Raw genomic sequence first — 11,410 nt, 5'->3', positions numbered from 1 at the left:
CTGCGCCGGCTGCTGCTGCGCCGGAGCCTGTCGAGCCGGTGCTGCCTGCTGGGCCGGGGCAGCCTGTCGCGCCGGCGCTGCCTGCTGCGGAGCCTGCTGGACGGGTGCCTGCTGGGTCGGCGCCTGCTGCGCCGGCGCCTGGCGGCCCTGGCCACCGGACTGGACCTGCCCGAGGGCACGGTCGTCGGGGCGCTGGGTCGGCTCTCCACCGTCGAAGCCGGCTGCGATGACCGTCACCCGCACCTCGTCGCCGAGGGCGTCGTCGATGACGGCACCGAAGATGATGTTGGCCTCGGGGTGCGCGGCCTCCTGCACGAGGCGCGCCGCTTCGTTGATCTCGAAGAGACCCAGGTCGCTGCCACCCTGGATCGACAGGAGCACACCGTGCGCACCGTCGACGCTGGCCTCGAGCAGCGGCGAGGAGATCGCCAGCTCGGCCGCCTGGACGGCGCGGTCCTCACCGCGCGCCGAGCCGATGCCCATGAGTGCCGATCCGGCACCTTGCATGACCGACTTGACGTCGGCGAAGTCGAGGTTGATCAGACCCGGCGTGGTGATGAGGTCGGTGATGCCCTGGACACCGGAGAGCAGGACCTGGTCGGCGCTGCGGAAGGCGTCGAGCATGCTGACCGCGCGGTCGCTGATCGAGAGCAGCCGGTCGTTGGGGATGACGATGAGGGTGTCGACCTCGTCGCGCAGCGACCCGATGCCGGTCTCGGCCTGGTTGGCGCGGCGGCGACCCTCGAAGGTGAAGGGGCGGGTGACGACACCGATGGTGAGCGCACCGAGGCTCTTGGCGATCTTGGCCACGACGGGCGCACCACCCGTACCGGTGCCACCGCCCTCACCCGCGGTCACGAAGACCATGTCGGCCCCCTTGAGGACCTCCTCGATCTCCTCCGCGTGGTCCTCAGCGGCCTTCTTGCCGACCTCCGGGTCGGCGCCGGCACCGAGGCCTCGGGTCAGCTCACGACCGACGTCGAGCTTGACGTCTGCGTCAGACATCAGGAGCGCCTGGGCATCGGTGTTGATCGCGATGAACTCGACGCCCTTGAGGCCGACCTCGATCATCCGGTTGACGGCGTTGACGCCACCGCCGCCGATGCCGACGACCTTGATTACGGCCAGATAGTTCTGGGCTGATGCCACGGGGACTCCTGTTGCTGGTGCTCGGTGCTGCCCTGATCCAGAAGCTCAAGGTGAACTTCAGGGTTACAGTTTGGTCACGCTCGGTGTGCGGGTGACGTTATGCGGCCCGGGCCGCTTGGGCAAACGCTGGCCCCGCGTGTCGCCACACTACCCTCTTGTCACCGGCGTGTCGGGGGCGGAGACGTCGATGACCTCGGGCTTCTTGTCCAGAAGTATCCGGATCACCTCGACCTTGACGTCCGGGGAGCTGCCGTCGCCCCAGACCACGGTGCTCCCGCCGAGCCGGAAGCTGATCTGGTCGGCCTCGTCGACCGAGACATCGGCGACCTTCGAGCGCAGGTCCGGGGGCATCGCGGCCAGCATCCCCAGGGCGGCACGGACCCCGTGACCGGAGACCTCGGCCTTGCCGTCAGCCGACACGGCAGGCACGCCCTTGGGTGCGGACGAGACCGTGCGGATGACGACCCCCTCGAGGTCGAGGAGGCGGTAGCCATCACCGTCGTGACGCACCGCCAACGCCGGAACCCTGGATGTTACCTTGACGTTGAGGGTGTGTGGCCAGCCGGCGTCGACGGAGACATGGGCCGCGCCGGGCACCTCCTCGGTGATCCGGCGCGCCACGTCGTCGCCGTCCACCCGCACGAGCGGGGTGCCGATCTCCTGCGCCGCGATCCGCTCGACCTGCTCGGCATCCGCGGGGTCGGCTCCGGTGACCGCCACCGTGCGGGTGTCCAGGGCAGACGAAAAGCCGACGACCCAGGCGAGCCCGAGCAGCACGACCACGGTGAGGAGCCCGACGAGCCACCGACGCACACGCTGGGCACGCGCCTGTGCCGCCCGCTCGGCGAATCGCTCCTCGGTCGCCTCCCGGGTGCCACTCCCCCGGCTCACCTGCGCGCCCTCATCGCCCGAGGACCTCGAGCAGCTGCGGGCCCAGGTGCGTGATGTCACCGGCGCCCACGGTCAGGACGAGGTCCCCCGGCTGCGCCAGGCGCGCCACGCTCGCCAGTGCGGTCTCGGTGTCGACCACCCGGGCAGAGCGCCCGGCCGCCGTGAGCGGTGTCGCGATGAGCTGCGAGCTCACTCCGTCGATCGGGTCCTCGCGGGCGCCGTAGACATCGAGCAGCAGTACCTCGTCAGCCGGGGCGAGGCCCGAGGCAAAGCCTGCCGCGAAGTCCCGGGTCCGTGAGTAAAGGTGGGGTTGGAAGATGACGATGAGACGGTGCTCGCCGGCGATCTCCTTGGCCGTGCGCACCACGGCCTCGACCTTGCCCGGGTTGTGGGCATAGTCGTCGACGACCGTGACGCCGCCGACGACACCCTTGGTCTCGAAGCGACGGCGGGTCCCCCCGTAGGCGGCCAGCCCGTCGAGGACGGACTGCGGCTCCACGCCGAGGCCGTGGGCGGCCGCGGCATAGGCAGCCGCGGCGTTGAGCAGGTTGTGCCGGCCGGGGACGGTGATCGACAGCTCGCGGCGCGCCTCGCCGTCGACGAGGGCGGTGCGGGCGCTGGTGCCGTCGAGGACGGGGTCGACGAGCCGCACGTCGGCACCCTCGGCGAACCCGTACCTGAGCACGCGCAGTCCCGCCGCGGAGGCTCGCGCGGCCAGACGCTCGGACCCGGCGTCGTCGGCGCAGGCCACGAGCAGCCCGCCCTCGACGATCGTCCCGGCGAACTCGAGGTAGGCCGCCTCGACGGTCTCGAAGTCGCCGTAGAAGTCGAGGTGGTCGGGCTGCACATTGGTCACGACGGCGACATCGGGCCGGTAGGCCAGGAATGAGCCGTCCGACTCGTCGGCCTCCGCGACGAAGGCGGCCCCGGTGTCGAGGGCAGCGTTGACCCCTTGGGTCGAGAGCTCCCCGCCGAGGGCGAAGGAGGGCTGCTCCCCCGCGTCGAGGAGCGCGACGGTCAGCATCGAGCTGGTCGTCGTCTTGCCGTTGGCCCCGGCGACCGCGACGCGGGCCTGCTCCCCCATCGCCGACGCCAAGGCCTGGCTGCGGTGGAGCACGCGCAGACCGAGTCGGCGCGCAGCGGCGAGCTCGGGGTTGTCCTCACGGATCGCGGAGGAGACGACGACCGTGTCGGCGCCTGCGAGGTGCTCGGCGTCGTGGCCGACCCAGATGGTCGCGCCACGCTCGCGCAGTCGGGCCAGCAGTGGTGAGTCGTGGGCATCGCTGCCCCGCACGTCGACGCCGGCGTCCAGGAGCAGGCGCACGATCGCCGACATGCCAGCGCCGCCGGCGGCGAGCACATGGACGACGCCCAGGTCGGCGAGCGGCACCCGCGGGGCGAGCACGTCGAAGCGCGGGTTGCGCGGGACCGGAGGCAGAGCCGACCCGGGAGCCAGTGGCGTCTCACCCACGGCTGCCCCCGGCCTGCCAGGCCTGCGTGACCATGTCAGCGAGGGTCTCGTCCGCATCGCGGTGACCGACCGATGCCGCGGCGATCGACATGCCCTCCAGACGCGACCGGTCCTGCAGCAGGGGCACGATCTCGCGCGCGACCCAGCTCGGGTCGACTTCGGCATCCTCGACGAGGAGCCCTCCCCCGGCCTCGACGACGCCGGCCGCGTTGAGGCGCTGCTCGCCATTGCCGATGGGCAGGGGGACGTAGACGCCCGGCAGGCCCACAGCGGTCAGCTCGCACACGGTGTTGGCCCCGGCGCGACACACGACGGCGTCAGCCGCTGCATAGGCCAGATCCATCCGGTCGATGTAGGGCAGGACGACGTAGGGCACGGACTCGTCGCCGCCCGTCGCGACGAAGTCCTTGCCGACACCGGTCGCATGCAGCACCTGCACGCCGGCGTCACGCAGGATGGCGACACTCCCGGCGAAGGCGTCGTTGAGCCGCTTGGCGCCGAGCGAGCCTCCGGTCACCAGCAGGACGGGCAGGTCCTCGCGCAGCCCAAGGCCAGCGCGGGCCCCCGCCCGCTCGGCGGCCCGGTCCAGGGCGACGATCTCGGGGCGCAGGGGCATGCCGATGACCCGGCCGCCCGCGAGCTTGGTCCCGGGGAAGGTCACGCCGATGTGGTCGCTGAAGCGCGCCCCCACCTTGTTGGCGATGCCGGCCCGGGCATTTTGCTCGTGGATGACGATCGGGACGCCTGCCTTGCGGGCCGCGAGGTAGGCGGGGGTGGAGACATAACCGCCGAAGCCGATGACCACCTGGGCATCGACCTGCTCGATGGCCCGTCCGGCGGCGGCCACGGCTCGACGCAGGTTGACCGGGAGGCGCACGAGGTCGCCGGAGGGGCGGCGCGGCAGCGGCACCTTGGGGATGGTGGCGAAGTCGTACCCGCGTTCGGGGACGAGCCGCGACTCCAGCCCTTCGTTGGTCCCGAGGGCGAGGATCTCGACCGCGGGGTCACGGCGGCGCAGGCAGTCGGCGAGGGCGAGCAGCGGGGAGACGTGACCCGCGGTGCCACCACCCGCCAGCAGGATGCGTGAGGGGCGGGTGAGCGTCATCGCGTGGATGTCCTCCTGCTGGGAAACCGGGCGAGCAGGGCGCGCGCCCGGGAGGGCTTCGCCGCGATCATCTCAGAGCAGCCCGGCTCGGCACGAGCGAAGCTCAGCAGGACGCCGATCGCGAGCATCGAGGTGACGAGCGAGGACCCGCCCGAGGAGACGAAGGGCAGCGGGACGCCGATGACCGGGAGCATCCCGATGACGGCGCCGATGTTGATGATCGCCTGCACGAGCACCCAGGTGCAGATGCCGGCGGTGGCGATGCGGACGAAGAAGTCGTCGGTACGGGTCACGAGTCGCAGACCGGCCAGCGCAAAGGCGCCGAAGAGCCCGAGGATGGCGAGCGTGCCGAGCAGGCCCAGCTCCTCGCCGATGATCGCGAAGATGAAGTCGTTGTAGGGCTCGGAGAGCCAGCCCCACTTCTCCCGGCTGGCACCGAGGCCGACGCCGAGCCAGCCGCCGTCGGCGAGGGCGTACCGCCCGTGGATGGACTGGCGGCAGATGCCGTAGAAGGACTCGGTGCCCGGTGCGCACTGCGCGGGGTCGAGCCAGACCTGGATGCGCTCCATGCGGTTGTTGCCGATGCTGGCGGCGAGGAAGCCCAGCACCGCCAGCACGCCACCGCCGATCACGAACCACCGCAGCTGGACCCCGGCGGCGAAGAGCATGCCGATGACGATCGCCAGGATCACCATCGCGGTGCCGAGGTCGTGGCCGAGCATCACCAGACCGACGACTGCCAGCGCCCCCGGGAGGACGAAGGGGATGAGCGCGTGCTTGATGGAGCCGAGGAGCTCCCGCTTGCGCTCGAGGACCAGCGCACCGCCGAGGACCAGCCCGATCTTGGCCATCTCACTCGGCTGGATCGACAGCGACCCGACACCGATCCAGTTGCGGTTGCCCTGGAAGCCGAAGCCCAAGGGGGTGAGCACCAGCCCGAGCAGGACGAAGGAGGCGGCGACGGCGGGCAGGGCGAACCGTTTCCAGAAGAGCACGCTGCGGCGCGAGGCCCACCACAGGGCGATCCCGCCGGCGAGGGCGAAGACGAACTGCTTGAGGAAGATGGTGAAGGACGAGTCGTTCTCCCGCAGGGAGACGATCATCGAGGCCGACAGAACCATGACCAGGCCAATGCTGACGAGCAGTCCGACGACGCCGAGCAGGAGGTAGTAGGTGGTCATCGGCGACTCGAAGCGCGCCGTCCACTGCTCGATGCGGGTGCGTGCGGGCGGCGTGCCGGTGCGACGCCTGGTCGCTGCGCTGCTGCTCACACTCACCCCTCCTGCAGGTACCGATCCACCGCGGCGGCGAAAGCATCCCCGCGGGCCCCGTAGTTGTCGAACATGTCCATGGATGCCGCCGCCGGGGCGAGCAACACCACGTCACCCGGCCTCGCGAGCTCCCCCGCGTGGCGGACGACGAGATCCATCGCCCCAGTGTCGGCCGCCGCGATGTCGATCACGGGGATGTCGGGCGCGTGTCGTGCGAGCGCGGCAGCGATCTGCTCCCGGTCACGGCCGATGAGCACGACGGCACGCAGTCGTCCCGCAGCGGCCGCGACGAGCTCGTCGACGTCGGCGCCTTTGAGCAGGCCCCCGGCAACCCACACGACGTGCTCGTAGGAGGTCAGGCTGGCCTGTGCGGCGTGCGGGTTGGTGGCCTTGGAGTCATCGACCCAGTGCACCCCTCCCGCGGTCGCGACGTGGGCGATCCGGTGCGGCTCGGGCCGCCAGGCACGCAGTCCGTCGCGCACGGCGACCGGCGGCACGCCGTGGGCGCGGGCCAGGGCCGCTGCCGCGAGGGCATTGGCGACGAGGTGCGGCGCGACGCTCGGGGCATCGCCTTGCAGGTCGGCGAGACTGCCGAGCTCGGCAGCGTGCGTGGCCCGGTCCTCGACGAAGGCCCGGTCGGCCAGCACGTCCTCGACCAGCCCGAGCATCGAGGGGCCGGGAGAACCGAGGGTGAAACCGACGGCCCGGCAGCCCTCCACGACATCGGCCTCCTCGACGAGGCGTCGGGTGGCCAGGTCCTGCTCGTTGTAGACGCAAGCGATCTCGGTGTTGGCGTAGACCTTGCCCTTGGCCGCGGTGTACTCCTCGAGGGAGCCATGCCAGTCAATGTGGTCGGGCGCGATGTTGAGGCAGACCGCTGCCTGCGGGCGAAGGGAGTGGCTCCAGTGCAGCTGGAAGCTGCTGAGCTCCACGGCGATGACGTCGTAGGGCTCGGGGTGCTGGACGAGGTCGAGCACCGGGGTCCCGACATTGCCCCCGCTGTCGGCGCGCAGTCCCGCGGCACGCAGCATCGAGGCGAGCATCTGCACGGTCGTCGTCTTGCCGTTGGTCCCCGTGACGAGGAGCCAGGGGGCGGCACCGGTGCTCGGGCGCAGCCGCCAGGCCAGCTCGACATCGCCCCAGATGGGGATGCCGGCGTGGGCAGCGGCCGCCAGGAGGGGTTGGTGCGGAGGCCATCCCGGCGAGGTGACGACGAGGTCGATCTCGTCGGCGGGCACCGGCAGGGTGCGCTCGGCGCCGTCGCCCAGGTGCAGCTCGGCGTCGAGAACGTCGAGGATCTGGGCACGCTGGGCCATCTGCGTCCCGTCCTCGGGCGTCTTGGCGTCGACGACGCGCACGCGGGCCCCGTACTGGAGCAGGGCATCGGCTGCGGCGAAGCCGCTGACGCCGAGACCGGTGACGACGACCCGCAGACCGCTCCAGTCGGCTTCGCTACTGGTCAGGCCCGCCAGCCGTGCATCCCGTGGGTGGGCACCGCTCACGGCGCCCCCACGACCCATTCGCCGTAGAAGAGGGCCAGACCGGCCCCGACGAAGAGGCCCGCGATGATCCAGAAGCGGATGACGATCGTGACCTCCTGCCACCCCAGCAGCTCGAAGTGGTGCTGGAGGGGCGCCATGCGGAAGACCCGCTTGCCGGTGGACTTGAAGGAGGCCACCTGGATGATGACGGAGGCGGTGATGGTGACGAAGAGACCGCCGAGGATGACGATGAGCAGCTCGGTGCGCGAGAGGATCGCGAGCCCGGCGAGGGCACCACCGAGCGCGAGCGACCCGGTGTCACCCATGAAGATCTTGGCCGGCGAGGCATTCCACCAGAGGAAGCCGAAGCAGGCGCCGGTGCCCGCGGCCGCGACGACCGCGAGATCGAGTGGGTCCCGCACGTCGTAGCAGTTGATCCCCGGGTTGGTCTGGCAGTTCTGGTTGAACTGCCAGATCGAGATGACGACGTAGGCGGCGAAGACCATGACCGATGAGCCGGTGGCCAGTCCGTCGAGACCATCCGTGAGGTTCACCCCGTTGGACGTCCCGGCGATCATCAGATTGGCCCAGAGGATGAAGAGGATCATCCCGATGACCGGTCCGGCGAAGGCCAGGTCGATCGCCGTGTCCCGCACGAAGGAGATGTGTGTCGACGCCGGGCGACGCAGGGCGTCGTTGGGGAACTGGAGGGCCAGCAGGGCGAAGACGATGCCCACCGCGGCCTGCCCCATGAGCTTTTGTCCCGACTTCAGGCCCAGGCTGCGCTGGCGACTGATCTTGATGAAGTCGTCGGCGAATCCGACCGCCCCCATGCCCACCATGAGGAAGAGGACGAGCAGACCGCTCACGGTCGGGGGTTGCCACAGCACGAGGTGCGCGAGGGTGTAGGCCAGCACCGTGGCGAGGATGATGACGGCGCCACCCATGGTGGGCGTGCCCCGCTTGGTGTGGTGCGAGGTGGGTCCATCGTCACGGATGAACTGTCCGTACCCCTGCTTGACGAGGTACTTGATGAACATCGGTGTCCCGAGCAGCGCCACGACGAGAGAGACGACGGACGCGATGACGACTGCCTTCACGGGCGGGCCTCCCTGTCGACGATGCGATCTCCGAGCCACCGTAGTCCGGCATCACGACTCGACTTGAACACGACGATGTCCGGCGTGGCGAGCTCGGCTGCCAGGACCGCCTCTGCGGCGTCGGCATCAGGGACGACCCGGATGGTCACGTCCCGGGCACCAGTCTCCTCTGCACCGGTCGCGATCGGTGCGGCCGACTCGCCGACGACGAGGATCTCGTCGAAACCGAGCAGCGCGGCCTCGCGCCCGACGGCTGCGTGCAGCTCGGCAGAGGACTCCCCCAGCTCGAGCATGGTGCCGAGGACGGCCCACCGCCGTCCGGTCGTCGTCATGCCCGCGACGCTGCGCAGGGCGGCCGACATGGAGTCCGGGTTGGCGTTGTAGGCGTCATTGACGACGACGACGTCGTCCTCTCGACGGGTGACCTCCATCCGCCAGCGGCTGACGGGTCGCGCGGCGGCCAGGGCGGGGACGATCTGCTCGAGCGTCATCCCGGCCGCGTGGGCGGCGGCGATGACGGCCAGTGCGTTGCCCACGTGGTGGCGGCCGACGAGGGTCAGCTGCACGCGGGCGCTGCCGAAGGGGGTGTGGACGGTGAAGGAGGGCGCGCCGTGCTCGTCGAGCTGCACGTCGACGGCCCGCACGTGCGCGGCCTCGGACTCACCGACGAGCACGACCGTGGCAGACGTCCGCTCGGCCATCGCCGCGACCAGCGGGTCGTCGGCGTTGAGCACGGCGACACCGTCAGCGGGAAGGGAGGCGGGCAGCTCTCCCTTCGCCTGCGCGATCGCCTCGACGGAGCCGAACTCACCGACGTGGGCATGGCCGACGTTGAGCACGATGCCGATGCGCGGCGGTGCGATGCGGGCGAGGTAGTCGATGTGGCCGATGCCACGAGCTCCCATCTCGACGACGAGGTGGCGGGTCGTGGGCGTGATCCGGCAGACGGTGAGGGGGACGCCGACCTCGGAGTTGTACGACCCGACCGGGGCGACCGTCTCGCCGTCGGCGTCCAGGACGGACCCGAGCAGGTCCTTGGTGCTCGTCTTGCCGGATGACCCGGTGATGCCGATGACGCCCAGGTCGGGGCTGGAGTCGACGAGGTGGCGGGCGAGGGCGACGAAACCGGCCTGCTCGTCATCGACGACGACGCACGGCAGGTCGTCGACCTCCCGGGTGGTGAGGGCGGCGACGGCGCCCCGCTCAGCAGCGCCGGAGGCGAAGTCGTGCCCGTCGGCACTCTCACCGACGCGGGCGATGTAGAGGCTGCCGGGTCCTGCCTCGCGCGAGTCGGTGACGACCGGCCCGTCGAGGAGGATCGCCGCGGCTTCCGGCGCGCTGCATCCGTGGAGGCGCCCGCCGGTGATGTCGGCAAGGGCGCCCAGGTCCATGGGGATCATCCGCTGACGCTCCGGCGGTCGAGGGCGGCCTGCAGGACCGCCCGGTCGTCGTGGTCGCGGATCTCGCCGCGGACCTCTTGTCCTTGCTCGTGCCCCTTGCCGAGGACGGCCACGGTGGCGCCGGGGCCGGACTCGTGCGCGATCTCGACGGCCCGCTCGATGGCGCTCACGCGTCCCTCGACCACCTCGAGCCGGGCGCGGGAGCGGGGCCACACGCCTTCGGCGACGGCTGCCCGGATCTCGGCGGGGTCCTCGTCGCGGGGGTTGTCATCGGTCACGATGACGACATCTGCGTGCGCGGCGGCGGAGGCTCCCATGCCGGGACGCTTGCCGGTGTCACGACTGCCTCCGGCGCCGAGGACGACGACGAGCACGCCGTTGGTCTGCGGGCGCAACGCGGCCAGTGCGGCGCCCACGGCATCCGGGGTGTGCGCGAAGTCGACGATCGCCCGGGGCAGGTCCTCGCGGTCCGGGTCGCTCGGGTGCACGATCTCCATCCGGCCGGGGACGTACGGGCGGGTCAGGACCGCCTCGGCGATCCGGTCGACCGGGATCCCGGACTCGATGAGCGCGACGGCGGCCATCGCGGTGTTGACCCGGTTGAAGTCGCCCGGGAGCGCCGACTCGAGGTGGAGCACGTGGTCGGCACCCGTCAGGCTCAGCTGGGCCTCGCGGGGGTCTCCCCCGATGATCCAGTCGGCCTCGACGTCCAGCCGCGAGGTGACCGTCGTGACCGGCACCGTGGCCTCCTGGGCCAACCGCTGGCCCCACTCGTCGTCGACGCACACGACGGCACGACGGGAGCGCTCGGGCGTGAAGAGGCTGGCCTTGGCAAGGTAGTAGCTCTCCATCGTGCCGTGGAAGTCGAGGTGGTCCTGGCTGAGGTTGGCGAAGAGGGCCACATCGTAGAAGACCTCGTCGACCCGATGGAGGCTGAGCGCGTGGCTGGAGACCTCCATGACGCAGTCGTCGATGCCCCGCTCCCCCATGGTGGCCAGCAGCGCGTGCAGGTCGGTCATCTCCGGGGTCGTGCGCACCGAGCGAATCCGCTCCTCACCGATGCGCGTCTCGATCGTCCCGATGAGCCCCGTGGTGTGGCCCAGGGCCTCGAGGGCCGAGACCATGAGGTAGGCCGTCGTCGTCTTGCCGTTGGTCCCGGTGATGCCAAACATCGTCGGACGCTGATCGCCGCTGTCGTAGAGGGCGGCGGCCACCCGACCGAGGACCTCGCGCGGGGTCTCGCACTCGATGACGGGCAGCTCGACCCCCAACGCCTGGAGCCGGGAGACCCCGTCGGCATTGGTCAGCACGGCGACCGCACCAGCGGCCACCGCCTTGTCGACGAAGTCGGCGCCGTGCGCGCGAGCCCCCGGCAGGGCCGCCCACAGGTCCCCGGGGCGCACGGTGGCGGTGTCGAGGGAGACGCCCGTGACCACGACCTCGGGATCGCCGTGGGTCAGCCGAGCGCCATCTCCGATGGTCTCGGTGACGGTGCGCAGAGTCAGCGGGTGGGCCCGCTCGGGGCGAGGAAATGACACGGGC

At 71.0% G+C, this 11,410-nt stretch carries 9 protein-coding genes; all 9 read right to left on the bottom strand.

What is annotated here, in order from left to right:
• A partial coding sequence (gene ftsZ / locus JLI01S_RS14220; RefSeq protein ID WP_068265777.1) for a cell division protein FtsZ occupies positions 1-1,149 on the bottom strand: 1,149 nt, incomplete at its 3' end.
• A gap of 147 nt (positions 1,150-1,296) precedes the next feature.
• The gene (locus JLI01S_RS14215; protein WP_084349458.1) at positions 1,297-2,100 is read right to left on the bottom strand and encodes a cell division protein FtsQ/DivIB; all 804 of its coding nucleotides are present in this window, start codon (positions 2,098-2,100) and stop codon (positions 1,297-1,299) included.
• Positions 2,051-3,511 carry a UDP-N-acetylmuramate--L-alanine ligase gene (gene murC, locus JLI01S_RS14210; protein WP_439645579.1) on the bottom strand — a complete coding sequence of 487 codons (1,461 nt, stop codon included), beginning with the start codon at positions 3,509-3,511 and terminating at the stop codon, positions 2,051-2,053. The genes JLI01S_RS14215 and murC overlap by 50 nt, the downstream gene beginning before the upstream one ends.
• Entirely contained in the window at positions 3,504-4,616 is a 1,113-nt protein-coding gene (murG, locus tag JLI01S_RS14205) for an undecaprenyldiphospho-muramoylpentapeptide beta-N-acetylglucosaminyltransferase (protein WP_068265773.1), read from the bottom strand. The genes murC and murG overlap by 8 nt, the downstream gene beginning before the upstream one ends.
• The gene (gene ftsW / locus JLI01S_RS14200) at positions 4,613-5,887 is read right to left on the bottom strand and encodes a putative lipid II flippase FtsW (protein WP_084349457.1); all 1,275 of its coding nucleotides are present in this window, start codon (positions 5,885-5,887) and stop codon (positions 4,613-4,615) included. Before ftsW ends, murG begins: the two co-directional genes overlap by 4 nt.
• 2 nt (positions 5,888-5,889) lie before the next feature.
• The gene (gene murD / locus JLI01S_RS14195) at positions 5,890-7,407 is read right to left on the bottom strand and encodes a UDP-N-acetylmuramoyl-L-alanine--D-glutamate ligase (RefSeq protein WP_068265770.1); all 1,518 of its coding nucleotides are present in this window, start codon (positions 7,405-7,407) and stop codon (positions 5,890-5,892) included.
• Complete coding sequence (gene mraY / locus JLI01S_RS14190) at positions 7,386-8,468, bottom strand: phospho-N-acetylmuramoyl-pentapeptide-transferase (protein ID WP_068265767.1); 1,083 nt, start codon at positions 8,466-8,468, stop codon at positions 7,386-7,388. The genes murD and mraY overlap by 22 nt, the downstream gene beginning before the upstream one ends.
• Entirely contained in the window at positions 8,465-9,868 is a 1,404-nt protein-coding gene (locus JLI01S_RS14185) for a UDP-N-acetylmuramoyl-tripeptide--D-alanyl-D-alanine ligase (protein ID WP_068265766.1), read from the bottom strand. Before JLI01S_RS14185 ends, mraY begins: the two co-directional genes overlap by 4 nt.
• Positions 9,865-11,406: a UDP-N-acetylmuramoyl-L-alanyl-D-glutamate--2,6-diaminopimelate ligase gene (locus JLI01S_RS14180; protein WP_068265764.1), complete on the bottom strand. Its 1,542-nt coding sequence runs from the start codon at positions 11,404-11,406 to the stop codon at positions 9,865-9,867. Before JLI01S_RS14180 ends, JLI01S_RS14185 begins: the two co-directional genes overlap by 4 nt.
• Between the last annotated feature and the right edge of the window lie 4 nt (positions 11,407-11,410).

The sequence above is a fragment of the Janibacter limosus NBRC 16128 genome, assembly GCF_001570985.1.
Taxonomy (GTDB): Bacteria; Actinomycetota; Actinomycetes; order Actinomycetales; family Dermatophilaceae; genus Janibacter; species Janibacter limosus.
The sequence above is the reverse complement of the archived record's forward strand: the minus strand, read 5'-3'. Positions and strand labels throughout refer to the sequence as shown.

What these genes read in the sequence shown, in the direction of transcription:
- murG (WP_068265773.1), bottom strand. Translation starts at nt 4,616, where the DNA reads ATGACGCTCACCCGCCCCTCACGCATCCTGCTGGCGGGTGGTGGCACC.
- murD (WP_068265770.1), bottom strand. Translation starts at nt 7,407, where the DNA reads ATGGGTCGTGGGGGCGCCGTGAGCGGTGCCCACCCACGGGATGCACGG.
- JLI01S_RS14185 (WP_068265766.1), bottom strand. Translation starts at nt 9,868, where the DNA reads ATGATCCCCATGGACCTGGGCGCCCTTGCCGACATCACCGGCGGGCGC.